Source organism: Tolypothrix campylonemoides VB511288_2 (assembly GCF_045999855.1).
Taxonomy (GTDB): Bacteria; Cyanobacteriota; Cyanobacteriia; order Cyanobacteriales; family Nostocaceae; genus Scytonema; species Scytonema bouteillei_A.
In genome coordinates this window covers 125,746-148,968 of the sequence record NZ_JBFPMW010000016.1, presented here as the reverse complement: position 1 = coordinate 148,968, position 23,223 = coordinate 125,746, and the positions used below count along the sequence as shown (strand labels likewise).

Genomic DNA, 23,223 nt, shown 5'->3' with positions numbered 1-23,223 from the left:
TTTGGGACAATTTGCATACAGCATTCTGTATAGGAGTTACAAACACCTCTTCCTTGTCTCCCTTGTTCGGATCTCAAATAGGATTGATTGCTATATTAACCTTAAGGGCATTAAGGAAATGGAGTGATGTTAAAAGTTTTCGCCGATCGCGGCGGTACATTTACTGATATTGTTGCTGTTACAAACGATCGCGCGATCGCAGACCGACTCTCAAGCAATGCCGAACGTTTTCTCATCGCCCCTCTTTCCAAAGGACAGTGGGCGATCGTATACAAATTACTTTCAGAAAATCCCGAACAATATCAAGATGCAGTGATTCAAGGTATTCGGGACATTATAGGTCTTTCCAGCAAAGATCCCATTCCTAGCGATGCCATAGAAGTGGTAAAAATGGGGACAACAGTAGCAACAAATGCACTCCTAGAAAGGAATGGCGATCGCGTAGTGCTTGTTATTACTAAGGGATTTAAAGATGCCCTGCGAATTGGTTACCAAAACCGTCCTAACATCTTTGCCCGCCATATTATTTTACCTACCATGCTTTATGAAAGGGTGTTAGAGGTTGACGAACGGTATGATGCTAGCGGAAATGAACTAACTCCCGTCAATATCGAACAAGTCAAACGTGACTTGCAAGCAGCTTACGATACGGGAATTCGCAGCTGTGCCATTGTTTTTATGCATAGCTATCGCTATCCCAATCACGAACAACAAGTTGCACAACTAGCCCAAGCTCTTGGATTTACGCAAATTTCTGTATCTCATCAAGTTAGCCCTTTGATGAAATTGGTGAGTCGAGGAGATACAACAGTTGTCGATGCTTATTTAACTCCTATTCTTAAGCGCTATATTAACCAAGTAGCCAGTCAGTTACTCGGAGTCAGATTAATGTTTATGAAATCTGACGGGGGTTTAGTTGCAGCCCAACAATTTCAGGGAAAAGATAGTATTTTGAGCGGTCCGGCTGGAGGTATTGTTGGCGCAGTTCAAACGAGCAAGAGGGCTGGTTTTGAGTTAGTCATTACCTTTGATATGGGAGGGACAAGTACGGATGTTGCTCACTTTAAAGGAGAATACGAACGACAACTAGATTCAGAAATTGCTGGAGCGCGGATGCGAGTCCCCGTGTTAGCAATTAATACCATTGCTGCTGGGGGCGGTTCAATTCTATCTTTTGATGGTTCGAGTTACCGTGTCGGACCTGAATCAGCCCGGTCAAATCCCGGACCTGCTTGTTACCGACGTGGCGGACCCTTAGCAGTGACTGATGCTAATGTCATGTTAGGGAAAATTCACCCGCAATATTTTCCCTCTGTGTTTGGACTTGATGGCAATTTGCCCCTAGATAAAGATATTGTCATTCAGAAATTTACAAAATTAGCCCAAGAGATTGCAGCGACTGCGGGAAATCCCTCCACTCCCGAACAAGTCGCTGATGGATTTATCACTATTGCTGTAGAGAATATGGCAAACGCAATTAAAAAGATTAGCTTGCAACGGGGTTATGATGTCACCCAATACGTTCTTTGTTGTTTTGGGGGTGCAGGAGGACAAGTTGCTTGTTTAATTGCCAATACTTTAGGGATGAAAAAAATATTTCTTCACCCTTATGCTGGAGTTCTCTCAGCTTATGGCATGGGATTGGCAGATGTGCGGGCGATTCGAGAAGGTGCAGTAGAAGAACCCCTGACTCAAGCGTTAATCCCCAAACTAGTAGAGTTAATGAAGTCTTTAGAAACCCAAGCTAGCAGAGAACTCATATCCAATGAAACTAATAATGAAGAAGAAATCATTCAGAAAGTTCATTTAAAATATGAAGGGACAAATTCTACCTTGACAGTCAATTTTGCTGATAATGTAGCAGTGATGCGACAAGAATTTGAGGGAGAACACAAATCTCGATATGGTTTCATTCAATTAGAAAAAAACTTAATTGTTGAATCTGCCTCAGTCGAAGTTATCTTAAAGATGGAGACTCTCGAAGAACCCTTACTCGTGCGTACTCGTTCCACAGAACAAGCACCTTCATCTGTTGAAACAGTCCAAATGTTTGCCGCACAACAATGGCATGATACCCCTGTTTATAGGAGGGAACATTTAGAACCAGGCGATTGCATTATTGGACCTGCGATCGTTGTAGAGCAAATTAGCACAATTGTCGTTGAACCGAACTGGGAAGCCAGATTAACAGAATGCAATCATCTCATTTTAGAACGTCGATGAGCGTCGTGATAATAAAACGAAAACCAAAATGCACGCAATATCTCAACCCGACCCCGTCCGCTTAGAAATCTTCAAAAACCTCTTTCAATTTAACGCCGAACAAATGGGAATTGTCCTGCAAAACACAGCAGCATCGGTAAACATCAAAGAGAGGCTAGATTTCTCCTGTGCTATTTTCGACCAAACCGGCTCCTTAGTCGCTAACGCTCCCCACATTCCCGTACACTTAGGCTCGATGAGCGAAAGCGTCCGCAGTTTAATTCACGATAAAGGCGACACAATAAAACCGGGAAACGTCTATCTATCGAACAATCCCTATAACGGGGGAACCCATCTTCCTGACGTGACTGCAATTACCCCCGTGTTTTTAGATACATTTTATACTCCCCTTTTCTACGTTGCTTCTCGCGGACACCAAGCCGATATTGGCGGGATTGCTCCCGGTTCCATGCCTTCTCACAGCATTACAGTAGAAGAAGAAGGCATTCTTTTTGATAATTTTCTCTTAGTTGAACAAGGCAATTTTCGGGAAACTGAAGTCCGTAATGTACTCTTAAATCATTCTTACCCCGCCCGCAATCTCGAACAAAATTTAGCTGATTTTAAAGCACAAATTGCTGCTAATGAAAGAGGAGTTCAAGAACTTCATAAAATGGTATCACAATACGGGCTTGAAACAGTTCAAACTTACATGAAATTTGTGCAAGATAATGCTGAAGAAGCAGTGAGAAGAGCTATTGATGTTCTTCAAGATGGCTCTTTTATCTATGAAATGGATAACAAAGCACGGATTCAAGTGAAAATAACAATTCACCGACAAAATCGCAGTGCTACTATTGATTTTACTGGCACTTCTCAACAACTTCAGAGTAACTTTAATGCTCCTAAAGCCGTAACTCAAGCAGCAGTCTTATACGTCTTCCGAACTCTGGTGGATGATAATATTCCCCTGAATGCTGGGTGTCTTAACCCACTCGAAATTATCATTCCCAAAGGCTGTATGCTTAACCCAACTTACCCAGCCGCTGTCGTAGCTGGTAATGTCGAGACTTCTCAAACCATTGTCGATGCTTTGTATGGGGCTTTGGGTGTGATGGCTGCTTCTCAAGGCACAATGAATAACTTGACTTTCGGGAGCGATCGCTATCAATATTATGAAACCATCTGCGGTGGTTCTGGTGCGGGAATTGATTTCGATGGAACTGACGGCGTTCATTCCCACATGACTAACTCTCGCTTGACAGACCCAGAAGTGTTAGAATCTCGCTATCCCGTACAAGTAGAAAGCTTTACTCTTCGTTCCAATAGCGGTGGAAAAGGAAAACATTCCGGTGGTGATGGAGTTACCCGCCGCATTCGGTTTTTAGAACCCATGACAGCTAATATTCTCTCCAACCATCGGCTTGTTCCTCCTTTTGGATTAAATGGCGGTGAAGCGGGACAGGTAGGACGTAACTGGATACAGCGTCAGGATGGAACTGAAGAGAATTTGGACAGTACTGCAACAGTAGAGATGCAACCTGGAGATGTTTTTGTTATAGAAACCCCAGGAGGAGGAGGTTTCGGGAAAGCCCGCTAAGAACCACTACAAAAACGTCCTATGGGCGCACCAATGACTTGTCCGCGATCGCAAATTTTGTTTCCACGTAAAAAAGTTGTTTTCACCCGTCCCGTTAACTCCAATCCTTCAAAGGGGGTATAGCCTTGCTGTGACTCTGATTCTGTCGCACGCACAACAAAAGTCTCATTAGGGTCTAGCAGTGCTAAATCAGCATCATAACCAATGGCAATGTTACCTTTTGAACGCAAACCAAACCTTTGGGCGGGATTGGAGCTGAGTAACTCTGCCATGTGATTGTAGGACATACCGCGCTTGCTACCTTCGCTAAAAACACCAGAAAGGAGGTACTCCGTACCACCAAATCCGGATTTGGCTAGCCAAATGTTATTTGGGTCTTTCAGATTAACTTTTTGTTCGGCGGAACAACAAGCGTGATCGCTGACAATCCAATCTATTTGGCGATTGAGTACAGCATGCCACAAGTATTCTACGTCTGCACGGGAACGGATTGGAGGGTTAACCTTAGCCCATTTGCCTGTAGGTGTATCTATATCTAACAAAAGGTGTCCAACAGTGACTTCCCGTCGGAAATTGATGTGAGGAAAGACTGTTTGCATCATTAAAGCAGCTTCCACTGCTTTGCGAGAACTGAGATGTAATAGATTTATATTGAAACAATTGGTTTCGTGTGCCAAGTAGGAAGCAATGCAGATGGCTAACCCTTCAGAATGGGGCGGACGAGCAGCGCTGTATGCTTTTAAACCCGTAAGCGTGGTATCCTGTTGGACAATTTTAGTGTAGGCGTTGAGGATATCAGCGACTTCACAATGAAGACTCAGGCTAATGCGATCGCTTGCTTCTGGGTGGCTTTCCCTCAGCTTGCTCAGACCGCGCATAATAAATTCAAAGTGAGCTAAGTCGTACCTTTCCTCTTTGTTAATCATCAGGAAAAGATTTTGTTGGTCAGAAAGACCGTGCAAACCATAGCCCCCGTAAAACATAAAGATTTTGAACGAGCCAATTCCATACTCCTCAAATAGCATCTGCATCTCATCAATATGTTGAGCGCTAATTGGGGCAATATGATAGCCGTAATCAACAAAAAAATTTCCCTGCGAAAGTCCCAGCACTTCTGGAAAAAAATCTTTATAGGAACCGCCCTTATTGAGATAATACTGCCCTGTACGAATGTAATTCAGGCTGGTAGTCACTCCTCCCATAGCGGCTGCTTTAGTTTCAGTCAGAGCATCTCGGTCCAGAGGTTGATAGATCCCTATATGCATGTGAGCATCCACAACCCCAGGAAAGCCCAGCAAATTTTGAGCATCAAATACTTCTTTGCTTGTATCTGGGCTAATATGAGGAGCAATTTGGGCAAATTTCCCATCCTTAATACCCAAATCTAGCAATTCAACACCCTCCTGATGGGGAAGCACTACCCGCACATTTTTAATAATTAGATCTAATACGGGAACCTCAGACACAGTAGACCTCACGTTAAAATAGTTGTTACGCATTGAATTTACATATTTGGCGTGAAGGCTGTTAGTAGTTAGTGGTTACTGGTTAATGGTGAAATGCTGAGTAACTAACCAATAACAGTCCTCATGAAAAATGTGCAACTTCTACGTGGATGAAATGAATACCCCAGTTTATTTAGGAATTTTAGCATCCTTCTAGGGCACAGACTGAATTTCAACATTGCGTAATGTTTTTTAATACAATTATTTTAGGAGGAAAAACAATGGAAAGTTTTAATGAGTACCATCTAGATCCAAAGCAATTTCCTTTTCTCAACAGTTTTCAAGATAATTGGCGAGCGATCCGAGATGAATTTACACGTTTTAATCGCGATGCCTCTGATGAAGAGTTAAAATTTACTTACGAAGTTCTGGGACCAAAAAATAAAACAATTAAAACTAAGGGAAATTCCAAATACAGCGCATTTGGGATTTTATTTCAAGGCATCTTTATTGAAGAATATATTAAATTGCATCAAATACAATATCCAGATTATAATTCGTATGAAGCATCAGAAAAAGCACTTGCTTTAAGAGAGAAATATTTCCCAAATTTAACGAATATCATAGAAATTAGCAGTGATGATATTATTAGAAACGTATATTTTGGTACATTTCATCCCGGTTTAGATATCAAATTGCACGTGAACTATAACCCACATATGAATCGCGGTTATTTGGGATTGATCGTACCAGAAGGGGATGTGGCGATGAAAATATGTCACGAGCAACTTTACTGGTATGAAGGCGAAGTTATGGTTTTAGACCATAGCTTTCCACACTGTCCGCATAATTACACCAATTATGACAGAACAGTCTTAGTTATAGACTTTTTTAAACCGGAGCAGCCTAGAGAAGAAGCAATAGGATTTGAAAAAGAACTCGTTACACAAAGAATGCAAGACAACCCTTATAGTTTGGGTGTATTTGGTAAAAGTGATAAAGCTAAAGAAGAAGATTTTATTAAGTATGGTTTAGCACATCAACTAGAATGGGATAAAGCTTTATAAGCATCAGAAAAACAAGGCAATTGATATGCTTGCTCCTGTTGCACCCGAAAATAATTTGGATTGCTAATAGCTAATGGTTAATAGCTAATGGTCAAAAAGCAATTAGGTATTAGTTATTAGCAATTTTCACTCTTATTTTTATATTTCATCTATGACTGCTATAGCTGAATTTTCTCTAAGAGGAAATTGCAGATTGGGGAGACCTTCAATCGGTATATTTTCATCTTTTTGAAGCTGTTGTAATAAGCGGTATTTTCGCAACAGATTAAAGCCAAAGATACAGGCAATTAACCATAGCAAACCGACAGCATAACCAGCTGCAACATCAGTAGGCCAATGTACACCTAAATAAAGTCTACTAAACCCAATCGCCGCAATTAAGAGAATGGTCAAGGCAAAAATTTGCTTTCTGTGGTGAGGAAATTGTTTTGCTAAAGTATAGGCAATAAAGCCATAAATCACCATCGACATCATTGCATGTCCGCTAGGAAAGCTGTAATGACCCACATTTACAATCCAGTCCCACAATGCTGGACGTGCTCTACCAAAGCGTTCTTTCAACAAATAATTTAAGCCGATCGCACCAACTGTAGCTATACCAAAAGTTGTCGCTTCTGAACGACGGTTGTTATAGATCGGGCTAGTTGCAAATGCCAAACAAATCCATGGCAAACCGACTGAGCCACCAAGAGAAGTTATCCCAATCATAATGCGATCGAGAAGTGGCGTATGCAATCTTTGAATTGCCAGCAAAATACTTTCGTCAAGACCAAATCGGTGCAGCAAAAAAGTACTTACAATTAGAGTACTAACTGCCGTTCCCGATAGCAAAATAAGTTGTCTTCCCGCTTTGTCTATTGGTTGCTGCAAGGGTGTTTCTGCTAATATCGCTTTCCTTGCAACGTCTTGTTTTTTTTCTGCTTCCGTTTTGATGAATGATTTTTCAATCTGTTGTCTGTAATCAAAGACTATATTTTGGATAAGTGATGCAATGGACTTTGGGCTGCGATTGGAAGGAAAAAGAACAAGAACATTTCCTGTATAGTGATTGGCGCTCACTTGCTGAATGCCTTTTTCATTTAACAATCTAAGTTCAAGGTACCTTTTAAAAGCTTCCGAACGGTAAAGCCCATTAACTTTATACCTTGCTCTTCCTTTGACAGCAGTGTGTAGTGCTTGAACTAAAGGATTTTGCTCGGGGAGTTTGTTGAAATGAGGAATTCCCATTTTTCTACTTCATCAAAGGCTAAACTAAGTCACCCTCCCCAACAGTTTGCAATTTTAAAGGCTGCAAACCACCTATCTCATCGGACTGGCTGCGCCGTTGCCATCGTTTGTTAGGCAGGATTAACATGGTAGCAGATTTTAGCCTTTTGATGATATTTCTTGTGGTGGAAAGAACCCGCTCCCAAGTATCTTTTCTAAATCTTTGGTACTTAATAGCATTGCGTGCTTGGTTAATATTACGTGTTGTGTCGATGAGGTGGATAGCAGCATCAAAAATAGTTCCCACAATTGATTTAGCTGTGACTCCGACTGGGATCGCTATATTAGGAGCCGTTTGTATCAGATGAATTAGATGCGATCGCATTTCCTCATCTCTTACCATCTCTCTCGAATAATCGATAACAATCGATGCTGCAGCAGGGTTAACACGTACTTTCTTAATTTTCGAGTCAAATTCCATAACCTGCTGCAGTTTCTTGGCATAGGTAGAATCCTTCACTAGCCGAGGAATGCGAAAACGAATGCGTCCGGGAATTGCGTGAGCAACACTATAAGATATCCTTTCAGGTTGCGTAGTTTTATGAGCTACACTTGAATTGGTTTTGCTAGCTTGCTGGGATTGATGGAAAATAGGATTTTTGCCAGAATTATCTCTTTTTCTAGAATTCATAATCTCTTATTCTTGCTTTTCAAGCAGACAATAACTGAGGTTGAAAGTTTTTAAATCAATTTAGGAGTTTTGAAGGATTTTTGAAAAACTTGCAGTCAGACCTGCAATGCCCATCCGACTTAATATTTCTAAAATCAAAGTTAGATTCTTATGTAAATTTAAATAAAGTGCTCTATTCCAATAATTTCTATACAAGTTTTCTTAATTAAAAACAATAATTTATGGCTGAGAAAGATTAAGCATAAAGAACAAATAATTATGCTAATTTCTCATCATACAACTTTGATAGCATGACTATATCTAACTTTTGGAACATAAAAATAATGAAGTAGCAAGCGATCGCTTACCACCACTGACAACGTAAAATGAGTAAAAATACAGACAAAGCAGAGTATGGTAGCCGATCGCGAAACCATAGAATCATTTCGAGCCTTAGCACTGCAAGTGACTTGTCATGCTATTAACCAGCTAACTGACCGTCAAGAAGTAGGCTTGTTGATGCAAGACACTATCAACCGTCTGGCAAAACAAATTGCTGCTAGTATTGCGTTTATTGGTAGTGACTGTCGTTTGATTGTTCTACCAGAATATTTCCTTACAGGTTTTCCCATGGGAGAATCACTAGCTGTTTGGAAAGAAAAAGCATGTCTTGAAATGGCGGGTGCAGAATATGAAGCGCTTGGTAAAATTGCACAGCAGTATAAAATTTTTCTAGCAGGTAACGCTTACGAGGTTGACCCAAACTTTCCAGGGCTTTACTTTCAAACTTGCTTTGTCATCGACCCCTCTGGAACAGTTATCTTGCGCTATCGGCGGCTAAATTCCATGTTTGCTCCAACTCCCCATGATGTTTGGGATAAGTATCTCGACTGCTACGGACTAGAAGGTGTTTTTCCCGTTGCGAAAACAGCAATTGGTAATTTGGCTGCGCTTGCTTCAGAAGAGATTTTATATCCAGAAGTGGCGCGATGTCTGACAATGCGGGGGGCAGAAATTTTTCTGCATTCAACTTCAGAAGTTTATGGCAAAGAACGTACACCCAAAGAAGCAGCAAAAATCTGCCGCGCAGTAGAGAATATGGCATATGTAGTTTCCGCAAATAGTGCAGGTATTGCTAACACTGCTATTCCCAGCGCTTCTACTGACGGTGGCTCAAAAATTCTTGACTATAGGGGATTGGTTTTAGCGGAAACTGCTTCAGGGGAAAGCATGGCAGCATTTGCAGAGATCGATCTAGCAGCTTTACGTCGCTATCGTCGCCGACCGGGGTTAAATAATTTACTTTCCCGACAGCGTTTGGAACTCTACGCACAAAGTTATTCTCAATCTCACTTCTACCCAGCAAATACTATGTTGGATAAACAAGTAGACCGCAAACATTTTATCCAAACTCAGCAAGAAACTATAGAAAGGTTAGCAAAATTGGGAGTTATATAGGGGTATGCTAATGGCTAATGGGTAATGGCTGATGGCTAACGGTGAGACCAGTGCTGTAGGCGGGTTTCCCGCACTCTGGCAACTGGCGAACAAGGGAGGGCTAATGACTAATGACTAATGGTGAGTCTAACCCTACAGGCGGGAAACCCGCCTGCTTTCTCTGGTCTCACCATGAACAATTAACAATTAGCCATTAGCTATTAGCAATTAGCCATTAGCTATTAGCAATTAGCAAAATTAATTATGTCTAAAGCAATAGATGTCCGCAATCCTCGGACTGGAAAGTTTGATTACGTGATTATACCTCCACCCGCAAAGCTTCTCGCACAGCAATGCAGTCGCTTGCGGCGATCGCAAAAAAGTTGGCAACAACTTGGTATAGAAGGTAGAGTCGAAGCCCTTCAGCAGTGGAAGCAAGTGATCTCATCTGGGCGGGAGAAGCTGACGGAAGCTTTGGTGAATGATACCGGAAGGGTATCGATATCAGTTATGGAAATTGATTCATTCGTTTCTAGTATCGATCGCTGGTGTAAAGTAGCTCCAGAATTGCTCCAAGAATCGCAAAAAAATACAGCTATTCCTTTTATTGAATTGAAACAAACAGCAGTTCCCTATCCTTTAGTAGGTGTCATTAGCCCGTGGAATTTTCCCCTTTTGCTTTCAACAATTGATACTATTCCCGCCTTGTTAGCTGGTTGTGCTGTTATTGTTAAACCTAGTGAAATAGCACCTCGGTTTGTCGCACCTCTATTAGCTGCACTCAATAACGTTCCAAAGCTAAGAGATGTATTAAATTTTGTAGAGGGAGCAGCAGAAACGGGATCTGCTCTGATAGAGAATGTAGATTTGGTTTGTTTTACCGGAGGTGTAGAAACGGGGAGAAAAGTTGCTGAAACTGCGGCTAAATACTTTATACCGGCTTTTCTGGAATTGGGAGGGAAAGACCCCGCAATCGTTTTAGAATCAGCCGATTTAGATTTGGCAACATCAGCTATTTTATGGGGTTCGGTTGTGAATACCGGACAGTCCTGTCAATCTATCGAGCGAATTTATGTTGCTGAATCTATAATGGAACCATTTGTTAAACAACTTGTAGACAAAGCGCAACGTCTTAAATTAGCTTATCCCACAGCAGAGAGCGGGGAAATCGGTCCTATAATTGCAGAAAGACAAGCGGCGATCGTGAGCGACCATTTGTTAGATGCAGCAGAACTGGGTGCTGTTGTGCATTGTGGTGGTGAAATTGAGACCCATGGAGGAGGATGGTGGTGTCGTCCTACAGTTCTGACTCAAGTTAACCATACTATGAAAGTTATGACTGAAGAAACATTTGGTCCCATTATGCCCGTAATGTCTTTTTCCACAGTTGAAGAAGCAATAACTTTGGCTAATGATTCTATATACGGATTAAGTGCAGCAGTTTTTGCAGGATCGGATGCAGAAGCGATAGAAGTTGCCCGTCAAATAGATGCAGGTGGTATTAGTATTAATGATGCTTCTCTAACTGCTTTGGTGCATGAGGGCGAAAAAAATTCTTTTAAGTTTTCTGGTTTAGGCGGATCGCGTATGGGAAAAACAGGACTGACACGTTTTATGCGAAAAAAAGCTTTTTTAGTGAAAACTAACTCTGGGAGTGACCCTTGGTGGTTTGATAATAAATAGAATTAGTGGTTCGTGGTTAGTTGTTAGTTATGAGTACAACAATCCAAAATCAATAATAGAAGGAGTTTTGTCATGTCACTGATTCGAGAAGAAATGCCTGTTCTGGTACGTCATGAAGGAGATTGGCTGGGTACGTATACAGTAGTTGACGTAGAAGGAAAAATCATAGATAAGCATGAGTCTCATTTGACGTGCCAGTTTCCTGACGATGATGCTTATTCCTACTATCAAATTAATCGTTATAAGTGGGCTAATGGTAAACAAGAAGAGCATCAGTTTCCAGGCACTTATCGAGACAAAGCATTATGGTTTAATACAGAACGTATTGATGGAAAAGCTTGGGAAATTGACAATGCAACAATTATTTTGTGGTTTTCTTATAAAACTGCACCGGGTATGTATTTATATGAAATGATTAATCTCAGCCCCTGCAATAACTATCGTTCCCGGACTTGGCACTGGTTTAAAGATCATCAACTCTTCCAACGAACTTTAATTCAAGAAGAACGTTTGCGTTGAAACAAGCAAAACTTGGTTCTAATATAAGCGGGCAAGAAGTTATACAATTTGCTAAGTTCTACCATACCCGTTTAATGACTTGTTAAATAATTAGCTCTTAAATTAGCTCCCAGTTTTGCCATCTCGTTAAAGTGGAACTAAAAACTCAGTACAAGTATTCATTAAAGATATAGCAATCCTATTTGAGATCTAAACAAGACAGACAAGGGAGACAAGGAAGAGGGGGAGCATCCCAATTTGTAAAAAATATGCTTGTGATTGAAATCACGCCTATACAAACAAAGTCCGCCTGCGCGGACTTAATAAGAAGTCTACGTAGGTGGTGAGTTCAGGGCTGCAGGCGGGTTTCCCACGCCCTGGCGACTGGTGAACCCGAAGGGACGAGCGTTTGTGTAGCCCTAGAATTCTATTCTGAGGGCAATTGCGCTCTTTGGGACGCTCCCGGAAGAGGTGTTTGTAAATCATTTAGGGCTGCTATATTACTCGCCTTTGGTATTATCTTTAATAATTGTTTAATATAGATTCTTGAGTCTCGACCAAAATATTTGTATGGCAAAATCTGAAAAAATTAACTTTTCGACTCCCAGTGGTTTTCCAGAATTTCTTCCCGGTGAGAAACGTTTGGAAGTATACTTACTTGATACAATCCGGAAAGTTTATGAAAGTTATGGATTTACACCTATAGAAACTCCGGCTGTAGAACGTTTGGAAGTTTTACAAGCAAAAGGCAATCAAGGTGATAATATAATCTACAGTATTAATCCTATCTTGCCACCCAATCGGCAAGCAGAAAAGGATAAAGCAGGAGAAACGGGTTCGGAAGCACGAGCTTTAAAATTCGACCAAACGGTTCCTTTAGCAGCATATATTGCCCGTAACCTTAATAATTTAACTTTTCCTTTTGCCCGTTACCAAATGGATATTGTTTTTCGAGGAGAGAGGGCAAAAGATGGACGTTTCCGTCAGTTTAGACAATGTGATATTGATGTTGTAGGGCGTCGCGAACTCAGCTTGTTTTACGATGCTCAAATGCCTGCTATTATTGCTGAGATATTTGAAGCGATTAACATTGGAGATTTTCTCATACGTATTAATAATCGTAAGGTACTTACGGGGTTCTTTAAATCGGTAGGTGTAGAAGCTGAGAAAATTAAATCTTGTATCGGTATTATTGATACTTTAGAAAAAGTTGGTGAGGCGAAGGTTAAGCAGGAGTTGGAAAAAGAAGGAGTTTTAGTAGAGCAAGCGCAAAAAATTATTGATTTTATTAATATTAAGGGAACGGCTGACGAAATCTTAGATAAACTTAAATACTTAGCGCAATCGGCATCAGAAGCTGAGATATTTAACTTGGGAGTTACGGAATTAGAAACAGTTATTTCTGGCGTTCGCAATTTAGGTGTTGGAGAAAATCGTTTCTGTATCGATTTATCTATTGCTCGCGGTCTTGATTACTATACAGGGACTGTTTACGAAACAAGTTTAGTTGGACATGAAGCTTTAGGAAGCATTTGTTCCGGTGGTAGGTATGAAGAATTAGTGGGTGTATTTTTAGGTGAAAAAATGCCCGGTGTAGGCATTTCCATTGGTTTAACTCGCTTAATTAGTCGTTTGTTAAAAGCCGGTATTCTGAACCCACTGACGCCAACTCCCACTCAGGCGATCGTGGTAAACTTGCAAGAGGATTTGATGCCTGTATATCTCAATGTATCTCAAAAGTTACGTAAAGCTGGAATTAATGTTGTTACAAACTTTGAGCAACGACCTTTGGGCAAACAATTCCAACAAGCTGAAAAACAGGGAATTCAATTTTGTGTCATTATTGGTTCTGAGGAAGCAGCAGCACAAAAAGCGGCTCTCAAGGATTTGAAAACACGAGAGCAAATAGAAGTTTCGTTGGAAAATTTGGCTGAGGAAATTAGAAGTAGATTGGTGTAGTAGCGCCCTGATTTTAACTCCTCCTCGGTTGTGAGGAGCAGAGATTTGGCTCTTTTCTTATTGCTCTACGTTCTTACTGTAAGTTCTTTGATTTTGATTCAAAATCAAAGAACTTACAGAAATTAGCTCCCACTGTTCCCAGGTTTTTTCCAAATTGGGATGCTCCTACCAAACATGGTATGGACTTACAATTTAATGTGTCCAATCTGTAATTGCGAGGCCGGGTACTTGCTCATAGTCTCGTTGGTTGCACGTGACAACTGTAGCATTGAGCGATAACGCAATTGCTGCAATTCGCATATCTTTTTGCAGGCGATTTTTTCGCAGAGGTGGCTTATCTTTTAGCAATTGCTTGAGGCAAGTGTCAGCTTCTGGGGTGAAATTTAGCATCTCAACCGTCTGAAGATATTTTACGGTTGTCCAAAGTTTTGTGTAGAGATCTGGCAAATTATTTACTAGTGACGGGTCATTAATTCTGCCGATCCACCCATTGAAAAGTTCTTGAACCGTAATCACCGTAACTGCAATTTGATGTTGAGCCGCGTTGGCGATAACTAAGGGATGATTGTACAAAATTAATGAAACATGGTCAGTATCCAAAATATGTAGAGACACTAAAACTCCCTTTACAAATAATAAGAAGGGTCAACTTCAGATTCATCATTACTATTTCGCTCGGCTCGAATGGTCTGCATAATTTCCTCAAAATCTGAATCGTCTTTGAAAACACCCGCAAATTTCATCCAAGCTGGTTCTGAAGCCTGAACTGGGACATCCCATGAGATTGTTTCAATATGCTTAAGCCGTTCTAAAAATGCAGCTTTAATTTGGGTAATAGCTTCTTCTCTGTTTGGTGCTTCTACTCGACAGTCGGGCAACTCAAATACAGAAGCAGCAAAATATCCGGAGGCAAGATTTTCTAGTAGAATCGTTACTTTCAGATTTGCGGATGGTTGGGACTGTAGTACATTTAGTGTAACCATTTTTGAAATACGACCCTTAAGTGCTATTCCTATTGTATCGTAATAAAAATCAACAGTTCGGTAAAAATGACACTAGGGTTGTTCATTTTTATTTAACCAATCTCCGATACCATATGGATCGTCTAGTGGGGCGGAGAGATGCTCGTGTCGAATCTGCCAAGATCCTGCTTCATTTTTGTTAAGGACAAAAGTAGCCCTAAATGTTCGTTGGATAGATCGAGCTTTGACAGTTACAGTTAATAACACTATTCCCGCTACCCAAGCTAGATTTTCAATTTCTTCAGTAAAGGGTCCCTCTATCCACTCAATTTTTTCTAATTTTACTGTGGAATTACAAAAATCCTGCCAGCCTTTTGCAATTTTGCTATAGCCAATAGTAGAGTAACGAGGTCCTTCGACAAAAACGTATGTATCTTCTTGAGGAACGTAACTTTGACAAATATTCCTCACTTCTTGCCGAAGTATGGCACGATAAAAGTTGTCAATTTGATTTACAGCACTTGTCATTTTAGTCTTTAGCTACTGCCTAACTCTTCTGCAATATCTTTTATATCTCGGTTATGTTCTGGATTTTCTAATGCCTCAAGTTCTTGCTGAATAATACGAAGTATGCGAGAAATATATTCTGCATGCCATCGCTGGCGTTCCTCAGCAACTATTTTAGTAGGTTCATAAGAATCAATTTCTGATTTGCTCAGTATACCTTTAGCGGCTAAAAGGCGTTCTATGGTATCTAACCGTTCTCGTGTCACTGCGTGTTCCATTGCGATCGCCATCGTTATGTTTAATACCCGTTCAACGGCTGGATCGTCAAAAAAATAGGGGCGTTTGCCTTTACTTTTGTTGCTTGCTAATAAGATGTCATTAATATCTTGCATAATTGCTGACTTTACTGTCTGTAACCTAAGCTTTCCATGCACCAAATACATTCCAAATAGGTGAACGACCAAAATCTTCTATTGTTTCATTTGCTTGTTGACCTTCCTCTATGTCATTGACCGCTTTAATACCTATTTGAATACACGATTTTTCCGGAAAACCAGCTTGAATCATAAGTTTTTTCATATCTATATCGTGCATCTGAGACCAAAAAGGTTCATTATTATAATAGGCATCCCAATCACGAATAAACTGCTCGTATAAATCCATATCTGGAGTGTACTGGGGTTGTTCAATATGAAGAGTAATACCACTAAAGTTCAGCATCCGATAAATTTCTTTTATAATCTGATGAAGGGTTGTGTAGGAAGTTTCATGTAGAAACATGGTGGTTTGTATCCAATCAAACGATTCATCTGCAAATCCTGTATTTGCACCATCCATTTGGATAAAAGTAAGATTTTGGACACCAAGACTTTGAGCACGAGCATGCCCGTATCTTAACATTGGGGCTGCAACATCAATGGCGATCGCCTCAGCATTGGGATAGGCTTGCGCTATGGGAATAACGTTATGACCCAATCCACAGCCAATATCCAGTATGCGTTTTGGTTGAAATTCTGGATGCTGGGTTTTTAGCCATTGCGCGATCGCTCTACCTCCTCCATCACTCAGGCGTCCCAGTAAGCCAGCTGTTGTCACAAAAAGACCAGAATCATAATTAGCCGCAGCTGTTACATCTCCTTCTATGAGTTCTGTGTAGTAACTACCAGGCATACAATGATGATCTACTGCTTGAACGTAGTAGGGAATTTTTTGATCTGGATTCAGTTTAAGAGTATCTTTATTCTGATTCCAACGATGAGCCTTTTCTGCTAGTTCATTTGCTTGACGCAGCACCATTGAACGACCTGCTTGTTGTCTCATTTCCATAGCAGATCGACGTAAGGCGCTCCACATCTGATAATGTGAATTCTTCTTCATAGCTTCATGTAATTCTTCCCGGTTTTCAAATTCCCGCCCGTGTGTCTGTCGAAAATGTGGAAGAACTTCTTTTTCATACGCAATCCTGTTACCGGGAGATACAACAGTTGCAAGGTGACGGTTCAAATTTGCTAGAAAATTATAACGAGCAATTTCGTCATGCGTAGCTTCTGGAAACACTGCATGTTTTCCTACTCTATTCCAAACAGGAGGTAGATTATCTCGATACATGGTTATTTTTGTTACAAGTATTTAAGTCATAAATAACTTCTTCTACTAGGATAACGTTGAGAGCAAATATCACAAATTTTTTTACAATGTTGAAAAAATTGCATAATTAAGTCATGTAAGCTTAGGTTAGCGCTTTAAGAGAGCTACAATGACACAAGAGCTAGAAACTACTTTAAAAGTTGCTCATCAAGCATTTGAACATTTTAAGCACGGTTTGACAACAGGGGATTGGAACCAGTTTTTAGATATGGTTACCGATGACTTTAGTTTCTGGTTTCCCATGGGAAAATATCACGGCTTGCATGAGGGAAAAGAAAAAGCAAGAGAATTTTTTCAATATGTTGCTGAAGCTTTCAAAGGTGGGCTGGCTGTGACTTTAGAGCGCGTGACGAGCAATGAAACAACTGTGGTTTTTGAATTTCGGGATGAAGGGAAGTTATTTGGCGAACCTTATAAAAACCGTGTGGCTGTTTCTTTTGATGTGCAGGGGAATAAAATTTGCAGCTATCGGGAATACTTTGGTAGCGATGGCAAATCTTATTGACAAGTCGCTGAAGCGATCGCTTGCCATAATGAGGAATACCATGCACTCACCTCATCTGGGCGCTAGTTAGGTCGAGGGGGAGATAATACTCCCCCTCGACCTAACTGGCATCCAAAAAGTAGAGCGAGCGCAGAACTAAACATTCTGGATCTAATGACTACACTCAAGCAAAAACAGGTTTAACACCTAGTTCAGACTGCCATTCTGCCAATGGCTTCTCCCAGTGTTCTTCCCACTTCTGCGCTAGGAATGGTTTTGCCTTTACTCCCATGGCATAGCCTCGCTGAATTACCCCCAACACTTCATTTAAGCGAGCGGGGTACTTGAGCAGAGTGTGGAAAACGCCTGCGGTGGCAATGGCAACAGACACAGGCAAATGAGTTTGCGCCAGGGTAAATCCTTGTAAGCCAAACTCTCCGACTTCATCGGTGCCAAACCCAGTCAAAATATGCCAGATATCATGCGTCTGTTTGATTCGTAATTCCAGACAAGAGCTATCGTCTGTCACCTCAACATGGGGGAAAAAGTTGGGGTCGAAATTCAGCCGCTTCATGTGGGTGGCATAGCAGTAGCCTAGAGAATCTTGAGGGAGCTGCAACAGGGCATCCATATCAGGAGTAGGAGCAATATATCGTTCCCGAACCAGTGCCTCAATGTCGGGATTGGACTTGAGATACTCAATTCCCAGGTCGTACATTTCCGTTTGATTGATGCTTTTAGCCATCTCGAAAACGGCGAGGGTTTGGCTGGGATCTTCTGCAAGTTTAATAAATGATTTCAACGCGACTGCTTGCTCTGGACGAAGGTCTACGGGGTGTTCTAAAGTTATCATACAAGTCTCCTTTGGCAGAAATCTGTTTGTTCTTTCAAAGTACTGCTGAATCAGTGGGTGAGTCATGCCCCAAGGCGACAACCTTGTTGACCTAAGATGCCACTATGCAAAACGCCGTCTCCATCAAAACTGTACAGGGGATTTTGGATGCCGCCAGCCATTGCAGCGTGCAGGTCGAGAAGGTGGTAGCAGCGCTCGGACTCGATTTAAATCTATTTAATGACCCGGATGGACGAATATCCCATGAAATGCTCTGTACACTCTGGCAGGAAATTACCCGGCGCTCGGGTGACCCCTACATTGGTTTGCGGTTGCCAGAATTTACGCAACGCGAAAGCTGGTATGTGTTTGGCTATGCCGTTCTCAATAGTCCCAATTTAGGTAGAGCGCTGGAACGAATGGTGCAATATATTCCCTTGTTGCACATGGGCGTTGAACTCGCTTTTGTCGTTGAGGACAAGGTGGCACGATTCACCCATGCCATTCCGACTTCCCCTGTACCCGTGCCGACAGTGTTGGGACAATGGGCGGTGGCAAATATCGTCTGGAGTTTTCGTCAGGCAACAGGAGTGAATTGGGTGCCTTTGCAGGTTAAGTTTCAGCATCCTCACCCCCCCGATATTTCTGCATACCGTGACTTCTTTCGCGCTCCTCTGGAGTTTGACTGCTCAGTTGATGAACTGGTGTTAGATGGAGAGCTACTCCAGCTGCCATTGTTGAAAGCCGACCCAGGGCTGGATGCTATTCTCAATCGTCATGTCAAAGAATTGATCGCTCGGTTGCCGAAGTCAAACACGTTTGTGGATAGCGTGCATTGGGCAATCAGTGAGGGGTTCCGGTGTGGAGATGTGGGAATGGAGGCGATCGCTAAACGTCTGAGCTACACTCCCCGTACTTTCCAACGTAAACTCAAGGAATCGGGCACATCTTATACCGATTTGCTGGATCGGATGCGGCATCAGCTTTCAGTGCATTACTTGCAAGAAGCGCCCATCGCCATCAGTGAAATTGCGTTTCTGCTGGGTTTCTCAGAAAGCAGTGCGTTTCATCGGGCATTCAAACGGTGGACAGGTACCTCTCCCAGTGAGTTTCGGCTTGCCCAGCCGAGCTCCTCTCCCAATTTGGGAATACTAACAAAAGAGTGATTACCACATAGGAGATTTTGATGGGTTTACAGAAGACATTACCAGGGTTGCTGATAGAGTTCGTAATAATGCAGGGAAAGCTGTGAGCGATCGCCCTTGGCGCAAGCCGTACCCGGCTTATCGCACTGTTGTTGTGTCATCCCTACACCATCATCTCGAACAGTGCAACGGATTTGGTTTTTGACATTTTCACAAACAGCATCCAATGTCAACTTTACCCCCGGTCGGTTATAACGCAGTGCATTTAAAAGCAAATTTTCATACACTCGCCGCAGATGTAGCGCATCGGCATTCACAGGAGGTAAATGAGTGGGAATCGTAGCTGTTACTGTAGCATTTGCTTGCTGAATAAACGGTTGGAAATCGCCAATTACGGATTGCACCAGCTCGTGCAAGTTCACGCTTTGGTAATGCAGTACAATTCCATGGACTTCAGTTTCGTGTGCCTCTAACAGCGAGTTAATTAAAGCAACTTGTCGCTCCCCACTCTCAATCATTTGTTTGAGTAATTCTTGGGGAATCTGTATTGTTTGTTGCTCGCTCTGCCCAAAAGTCTTTAAAGTCATCACCATACCAATGACAGGATTGCGTAAATCGTGAGACACGGCATGAAGAAAAATCCGCAGTCGTTGACGTAATTCAAATTCACGTTGCAACGAGCGCTCATATAAAAATATGCCAACATCGGCTATTAAGCAAATCAACACTGTATAGAATATGCCCAAAGCATAGGCTGCTGGGACAGTCGTATGCGGATCGCGCCAACCAAACAGCATCGCGATCGCATTATGGCAAAGCAATAGCCCAGATGTGCTTCAGCAACTGGGCTTTTAAATTTAACCGACAACAACCTTACGGTCAAAATCCTTGCATAATTATGGTTAATCAGTACAAACAGTATAATAAATACTATATACGTAAAATAAGAGCAACCGCCAATTCCACCGCAAAACTTTGAACTTCCTATGAAGTGAAAATTATCTTCTGATAATCGTTGGGTAATAATGGCAAGGCTAATACTACGATCGGAATTTGAAGAGGAATATGCATCAAAATTTGATGAAGAAATGGGGGCATCGGCTAAATCATTTCGGATGGCATTAGGAGCACTAATAATTAAAGAGAAACTTGGAGTAAGCGATCGCGCTCACACTAGAGCAAATCAAGGAAAACCCTTATCTAAATTACTTTATAGAAATATTGTCTTATAGTAATAAAGCTCCGTTCGATGCATCAATGCTAGTTTACTTTCGTGAAAGAATAAGTGTAAATCTAGTAAATAAAGTGAATCAAGAAATGGTGAAAAGGATGTTAGAAACAACATCTTCTCAACCATCTGAAAAAAAAATAGAAGGAAAAGAAAGAGAAATAAGTGATGATGCCACATATGTGCCAAAGCCACTCTTTGGACTGGCGAACTTGGAGGGTGAACCTAAAAATCGTGGAAAATTAATATTAGATGCAACTTATGCACCTAGTGATATTAATTATCCGACGGACTTAGAACTATGAAATCAAACAAGAAAGCAGACAGAAAGAATTATAGATTCTCTTTATGAACAGATAAAGGGACAATTAAAGAAGAAACCAAGAACCTATCGGGAAATAGTTGGTGGGCGGTGCCCACCCTACTAACAATAACAGGCGAGACGCCTGTCCTAAACCACTAACCACTAACCGCTCCCTCTTTTTGCCTTTGATATCTTTCTTTAAAGAGTCGTTGCTGTTTGTTGTGATCCACAATGGGGTCGGAATAGCCAACAGCACGACGTTCTATAGGAGTGATTTTACCTGTTACTAAATATTCTGTATCTACAGACCGCAATTCTGGAACCCATGTCCTTATATATTCGCCTTCGGCGTCAAACTTTTGTGCTTGGCTAGCTGGGTTGAATATTCGTATGGGTTTTGGGTCCATCCCGCTAGAAGCACTCCACTGCCAACCACCATTATTTGCAGATAGATCGCCATCGATTAACCTCTGCATAAAGTATTTTTCTCCCCTTCTGGGATCGATGAGCAAATCTTTAGTCAGGAAATTGGCGACAATCATTCGACATCGGTTGTGCATCCAACCAAGTTCGTTCATTTGGCGCATGGCTGCATCAACAATTGGGTAACCAGTTCTTCCCTCGCACCAAGCTTGAAAGTGTTCTTCGTTATTATCATAGGGGAAGTTTTTAAAGGGTTGGCGAAAAGCCCCATCTGCTAGTTCCGGGAAGTTATACATTGCGTGTTGATAAAATTCCCGCCACGCTAACTCCTGTTGCCATGCACGAATGCTAGTTTCTGTTTCTTGGCTGCGACTATTTTCTAACGCTTCCACGGTTGCTTGCCAAACAGTGCGAATGCCAATAACACCAAATTTCAAAGCCGCACTCAATCGGGAAGTACCGTCAATGGCTGGAAAATTACGCTGCTCTTTATATTCTTCAATAGCACGGGTACAAAATTCTTCTAACCGTTCTTGCGCTGCTGCTTCTCCGGGTTCAATGACTAATTCTCCATCCCATTGTTTGCCCAAATCTTTTGCTGTGGGTAGCTCTATTGCCCCGGCTTGCTTTGCTATTTCCCGTTCGGCTTGTGTTAATCCTACTAGATTGTTTTGGGGCGCACCATCTCTCATTTCTACTGGGGATAGTTTTGGTTTACTACTCCAATTTTTCCAAAAGGGTGTGTATACAGTGTAGGGTTGATTTGAACCAGTGCGTATACTGTCTGGAGGATGTAATATCTGATCCCAGTTTTTTTCAAGAAACTCAATACCGTTTTCCTTTAAAGAGTCTATTATGACGCGATCGCGTTCTTGAGAGTAGGGTTCTACATCCCAATTCCAGAAGACAGCCTTTGCACCCAAAGCCTCTGCCAATTTTGGAATGGCTTGGGTAGGTTCGCCATGAAGAATCAGCAATTGGCTACCCATTTGAGCATATCGCTCTTGTAGCGATCGCAAACAGCCAATCATATAAGTGACTCTGACTGCAGCAACATCATCCCTTTCGAGAATATTTGGATCGAGACAGAAAACACCCACAACCTTTGAGCTTTTTTGTCTTGCTGCAGCAAGTCCCGTGTTATCAGAAATGCGTAAATCGCGGCGGTGCCAAAACAGAATTAAATCAGTCATCCCAAATGGCTAGTTCGACTGTACTAGCTTAACAGTTATTGGTTATTAGTGAGTCATGAGTAACGTAGGACAAGGCTCTCGCCTATCGTCGCTCACCCATCGAAACCGCACTTAGTCTATCGGGTATGAGTGGAATTTTTGCTTTTATTTAATTATAATTTTTATAGTAATTTAATAATTATAGAATGGCTATCTTACTCTTAGAAGACGGTACAGTCGAAAGCAATCTAGTTGAAATCTCTCGAGAACTCTCTCCACTTGGGGTATATCTCAAACACTACGATCCAGGCACTTCGGTATTTTTGCCAGACCTAATTTCACAAGAAATTCTTACAAATCAAGAGAAAGATTATATTTTAGAAATTCATGACAGTCTTTTTGAATTTCTCAAACAAGAAGGAAACTATCTTTGGAGTGACCTGCTAACCCTGCATCCAGGGCTATCCCAACTTCAGATGCTGATCGACACCTATAACCGTTACCACGTACATACTGCTCCTGAAGCCCTCTACATATTAGCAGGGGAAATGATTTTTGGCTTTGTACGTCCTGATGGCACCCAGGTACAGCTTTTATTGCGATCGCAAGACTACATTCACATTCCAGCCAGAGTAGAACATTGGTCCAGTCCATCCGCATCATTACATTGCAAAGCAGTACGCTATTTCACAACTGCAGACGGTTGGGTACCACAGTACACCGGGACTTCAGCAGTCAGCGACCACTAACAA

General features: G+C 41.6%; 22 protein-coding genes and 1 pseudogene. 12 read left to right on the top strand and 11 right to left on the bottom strand.

Translation table 11 applies throughout. The annotated features are described in order from the left end of the window. The first annotated feature begins 126 nt into the window (after positions 1 to 126). Together AB0756_RS34680 and AB0756_RS34675 are read left to right on the top strand one after the other, a co-directional pair. Positions 127 to 2,223: a hydantoinase/oxoprolinase family protein gene (locus AB0756_RS34680; RefSeq protein WP_038088480.1), complete on the top strand. Its 2,097-nt coding sequence runs from the start codon at positions 127 to 129 to the stop codon at positions 2,221 to 2,223. A 28-nt stretch (positions 2,224 to 2,251) separates the two neighbouring features. Continuing rightward, positions 2,252 to 3,802, top strand: coding sequence for a hydantoinase B/oxoprolinase family protein (locus AB0756_RS34675; protein ID WP_038088477.1), 1,551 nt, complete (start codon positions 2,252 to 2,254; stop codon positions 3,800 to 3,802). On the opposite strand, the gene AB0756_RS34670 is transcribed toward AB0756_RS34675, so the two are convergent. Continuing rightward, positions 3,799 to 5,268 (bottom strand): amidohydrolase family protein, encoded by a 1,470-nt coding sequence (locus AB0756_RS34670; protein WP_038088584.1) that lies wholly within the window; start codon positions 5,266 to 5,268, stop codon positions 3,799 to 3,801. The two genes, AB0756_RS34675 and AB0756_RS34670, sit on opposite strands and share 4 nt — an antisense overlap. 260 nt (positions 5,269 to 5,528) lie before the next feature. Here AB0756_RS34670 and AB0756_RS34665 point away from each other — a divergent pair, with 260 nt between their 5' ends. After that, positions 5,529 to 6,314: an aspartyl/asparaginyl beta-hydroxylase domain-containing protein gene (locus tag AB0756_RS34665; RefSeq protein WP_038088581.1), complete on the top strand. Its 786-nt coding sequence runs from the start codon at positions 5,529 to 5,531 to the stop codon at positions 6,312 to 6,314. Positions 6,315 to 6,452: 138 nt separating this feature from the next. On the opposite strand, the gene AB0756_RS34660 is transcribed toward AB0756_RS34665, so the two are convergent. Further along, complete coding sequence (locus AB0756_RS34660) at positions 6,453 to 7,541, bottom strand: phosphatase PAP2 family protein (RefSeq protein ID WP_038088474.1); 1,089 nt, start codon at positions 7,539 to 7,541, stop codon at positions 6,453 to 6,455. A gap of 19 nt (positions 7,542 to 7,560) precedes the next feature. Beyond that, on the bottom strand, positions 7,561 to 8,211 hold the full coding sequence (locus AB0756_RS34655; RefSeq protein WP_038088472.1) for an HMA2 domain-containing protein: 651 nt from the start codon (positions 8,209 to 8,211) through the stop codon (positions 7,561 to 7,563). A 393-nt stretch (positions 8,212 to 8,604) separates the two neighbouring features. On the opposite strand from AB0756_RS34655, the gene AB0756_RS34650 reads away from it, so the two are divergent. The 4 genes from AB0756_RS34650 to hisS all read left to right on the top strand — a co-directional run bounded on the left by AB0756_RS34650 (position 8,605) and on the right by hisS (position 13,767). Beyond that, positions 8,605 to 9,648 carry a nitrilase-related carbon-nitrogen hydrolase gene (locus AB0756_RS34650; protein WP_038088469.1) on the top strand — a complete coding sequence of 348 codons (1,044 nt, stop codon included), beginning with the start codon at positions 8,605 to 8,607 and terminating at the stop codon, positions 9,646 to 9,648. Positions 9,649 to 9,891: 243 nt separating this feature from the next. Beyond that, entirely contained in the window at positions 9,892 to 11,310 is a 1,419-nt protein-coding gene (locus AB0756_RS34645; RefSeq protein ID WP_038088466.1) for an aldehyde dehydrogenase family protein, read from the top strand. A gap of 72 nt (positions 11,311 to 11,382) precedes the next feature. Continuing rightward, positions 11,383 to 11,829: a DUF3598 family protein gene (locus AB0756_RS34640; RefSeq protein ID WP_038088463.1), complete on the top strand. Its 447-nt coding sequence runs from the start codon at positions 11,383 to 11,385 to the stop codon at positions 11,827 to 11,829. 549 nt (positions 11,830 to 12,378) lie between these two features. Beyond that, entirely contained in the window at positions 12,379 to 13,767 is a 1,389-nt protein-coding gene (gene hisS, locus AB0756_RS34635) for a histidine--tRNA ligase (RefSeq protein WP_038088459.1), read from the top strand. A 192-nt stretch (positions 13,768 to 13,959) separates the two neighbouring features. Here hisS and AB0756_RS34630 read toward each other — a convergent pair whose 3' ends face one another. From AB0756_RS34630 to AB0756_RS34610, 5 genes are all read right to left on the bottom strand, one after another. Next, complete coding sequence (locus tag AB0756_RS34630; RefSeq protein WP_038088456.1) at positions 13,960 to 14,382, bottom strand: type II toxin-antitoxin system VapC family toxin; 423 nt, start codon at positions 14,380 to 14,382, stop codon at positions 13,960 to 13,962. 11 nt (positions 14,383 to 14,393) lie between these two features. Beyond that, positions 14,394 to 14,750, bottom strand: a complete 357-nt coding sequence (locus tag AB0756_RS34625; RefSeq protein WP_038088454.1) for a hypothetical protein — start codon at positions 14,748 to 14,750, stop codon at positions 14,394 to 14,396. A 72-nt stretch (positions 14,751 to 14,822) separates the two neighbouring features. Then, positions 14,823 to 15,257 carry a YybH family protein gene (locus tag AB0756_RS34620; protein WP_038088451.1) on the bottom strand — a complete coding sequence of 145 codons (435 nt, stop codon included), beginning with the start codon at positions 15,255 to 15,257 and terminating at the stop codon, positions 14,823 to 14,825. 8 nt (positions 15,258 to 15,265) lie between these two features. Beyond that, positions 15,266 to 15,628 (bottom strand): hypothetical protein, encoded by a 363-nt coding sequence (locus AB0756_RS34615; RefSeq protein ID WP_038088577.1) that lies wholly within the window; start codon positions 15,626 to 15,628, stop codon positions 15,266 to 15,268. Positions 15,629 to 15,653: 25 nt separating this feature from the next. After that, on the bottom strand, positions 15,654 to 16,844 hold the full coding sequence (locus AB0756_RS34610; RefSeq protein ID WP_038088448.1) for a class I SAM-dependent methyltransferase: 1,191 nt from the start codon (positions 16,842 to 16,844) through the stop codon (positions 15,654 to 15,656). A gap of 148 nt (positions 16,845 to 16,992) precedes the next feature. Here AB0756_RS34610 and AB0756_RS34605 point away from each other — a divergent pair, with 148 nt between their 5' ends. Beyond that, the gene (locus AB0756_RS34605) at positions 16,993 to 17,388 is read left to right on the top strand and encodes a nuclear transport factor 2 family protein (RefSeq protein WP_038088446.1); all 396 of its coding nucleotides are present in this window, start codon (positions 16,993 to 16,995) and stop codon (positions 17,386 to 17,388) included. A gap of 163 nt (positions 17,389 to 17,551) precedes the next feature. Here the strand turns inward: AB0756_RS34605 and AB0756_RS34600 are convergent, their stop codons facing one another. Next, on the bottom strand, positions 17,552 to 18,220 hold the full coding sequence (locus AB0756_RS34600) for a Coq4 family protein (protein ID WP_050045454.1): 669 nt from the start codon (positions 18,218 to 18,220) through the stop codon (positions 17,552 to 17,554). Between the two features lie 64 nt (positions 18,221 to 18,284). On the opposite strand from AB0756_RS34600, the gene AB0756_RS34595 reads away from it, so the two are divergent. Continuing rightward, complete coding sequence (locus tag AB0756_RS34595; protein WP_237266052.1) at positions 18,285 to 18,440, top strand: hypothetical protein; 156 nt, start codon at positions 18,285 to 18,287, stop codon at positions 18,438 to 18,440. Further along, positions 18,403 to 19,365: an AraC family transcriptional regulator gene (locus tag AB0756_RS34590; protein ID WP_237266051.1), complete on the top strand. Its 963-nt coding sequence runs from the start codon at positions 18,403 to 18,405 to the stop codon at positions 19,363 to 19,365. Before AB0756_RS34595 ends, AB0756_RS34590 begins: the two co-directional genes overlap by 38 nt. Positions 19,366 to 19,403: 38 nt before the next feature. Here AB0756_RS34590 and AB0756_RS34585 read toward each other — a convergent pair whose 3' ends face one another. Then, positions 19,404 to 20,141: a sensor histidine kinase gene (locus tag AB0756_RS34585; RefSeq protein WP_050045455.1), complete on the bottom strand. Its 738-nt coding sequence runs from the start codon at positions 20,139 to 20,141 to the stop codon at positions 19,404 to 19,406. 189 nt (positions 20,142 to 20,330) lie between these two features. Here AB0756_RS34585 and AB0756_RS34580 point away from each other — a divergent pair. Further along, positions 20,331 to 20,973, top strand: a pseudogene (locus AB0756_RS34580) (transposase); the annotation flags it as partial. A gap of 58 nt (positions 20,974 to 21,031) precedes the next feature. On the opposite strand, the gene AB0756_RS34575 reads toward AB0756_RS34580, so the two are convergent. Continuing rightward, entirely contained in the window at positions 21,032 to 22,492 is a 1,461-nt protein-coding gene (locus AB0756_RS34575) for a cryptochrome/photolyase family protein (protein WP_050045456.1), read from the bottom strand. Between the two features lie 185 nt (positions 22,493 to 22,677). Here AB0756_RS34575 and AB0756_RS34570 point away from each other — a divergent pair, with 185 nt between their 5' ends. Then, on the top strand, positions 22,678 to 23,220 hold the full coding sequence (locus tag AB0756_RS34570; protein ID WP_038088438.1) for a cupin domain-containing protein: 543 nt from the start codon (positions 22,678 to 22,680) through the stop codon (positions 23,218 to 23,220). Positions 23,221 to 23,223 lie beyond the last annotated feature (3 nt).

What these genes read in the sequence shown, in the direction of transcription:
- AB0756_RS34680 (WP_038088480.1), top strand. Translation starts at nt 127, where the DNA reads ATGTTAAAAGTTTTCGCCGATCGCGGCGGTACATTTACTGATATTGTT.
- AB0756_RS34675 (WP_038088477.1), top strand. Translation starts at nt 2,252, where the DNA reads ATGCACGCAATATCTCAACCCGACCCCGTCCGCTTAGAAATCTTCAAA.
- AB0756_RS34665 (WP_038088581.1), top strand. Translation starts at nt 5,529, where the DNA reads ATGGAAAGTTTTAATGAGTACCATCTAGATCCAAAGCAATTTCCTTTT.
- AB0756_RS34660 (WP_038088474.1), bottom strand. Translation starts at nt 7,541, where the DNA reads ATGGGAATTCCTCATTTCAACAAACTCCCCGAGCAAAATCCTTTAGTT.
- AB0756_RS34655 (WP_038088472.1), bottom strand. Translation starts at nt 8,211, where the DNA reads ATGAATTCTAGAAAAAGAGATAATTCTGGCAAAAATCCTATTTTCCAT.
- AB0756_RS34650 (WP_038088469.1), top strand. Translation starts at nt 8,605, where the DNA reads ATGGTAGCCGATCGCGAAACCATAGAATCATTTCGAGCCTTAGCACTG.
- AB0756_RS34645 (WP_038088466.1), top strand. Translation starts at nt 9,892, where the DNA reads ATGTCTAAAGCAATAGATGTCCGCAATCCTCGGACTGGAAAGTTTGAT.
- AB0756_RS34640 (WP_038088463.1), top strand. Translation starts at nt 11,383, where the DNA reads ATGTCACTGATTCGAGAAGAAATGCCTGTTCTGGTACGTCATGAAGGA.
- hisS (WP_038088459.1), top strand. Translation starts at nt 12,379, where the DNA reads ATGGCAAAATCTGAAAAAATTAACTTTTCGACTCCCAGTGGTTTTCCA.
- AB0756_RS34625 (WP_038088454.1), bottom strand. Translation starts at nt 14,750, where the DNA reads ATGGTTACACTAAATGTACTACAGTCCCAACCATCCGCAAATCTGAAA.
- AB0756_RS34620 (WP_038088451.1), bottom strand. Translation starts at nt 15,257, where the DNA reads ATGACAAGTGCTGTAAATCAAATTGACAACTTTTATCGTGCCATACTT.
- AB0756_RS34615 (WP_038088577.1), bottom strand. Translation starts at nt 15,628, where the DNA reads ATGCAAGATATTAATGACATCTTATTAGCAAGCAACAAAAGTAAAGGC.
- AB0756_RS34610 (WP_038088448.1), bottom strand. Translation starts at nt 16,844, where the DNA reads ATGTATCGAGATAATCTACCTCCTGTTTGGAATAGAGTAGGAAAACAT.
- AB0756_RS34605 (WP_038088446.1), top strand. Translation starts at nt 16,993, where the DNA reads ATGACACAAGAGCTAGAAACTACTTTAAAAGTTGCTCATCAAGCATTT.
- AB0756_RS34600 (WP_050045454.1), bottom strand. Translation starts at nt 18,220, where the DNA reads ATGATAACTTTAGAACACCCCGTAGACCTTCGTCCAGAGCAAGCAGTC.
- AB0756_RS34595 (WP_237266052.1), top strand. Translation starts at nt 18,285, where the DNA reads ATGCCCCAAGGCGACAACCTTGTTGACCTAAGATGCCACTATGCAAAA.
- AB0756_RS34585 (WP_050045455.1), bottom strand. Translation starts at nt 20,141, where the DNA reads ATGCTGTTTGGTTGGCGCGATCCGCATACGACTGTCCCAGCAGCCTAT.
- AB0756_RS34575 (WP_050045456.1), bottom strand. Translation starts at nt 22,492, where the DNA reads ATGACTGATTTAATTCTGTTTTGGCACCGCCGCGATTTACGCATTTCT.
- AB0756_RS34570 (WP_038088438.1), top strand. Translation starts at nt 22,678, where the DNA reads ATGGCTATCTTACTCTTAGAAGACGGTACAGTCGAAAGCAATCTAGTT.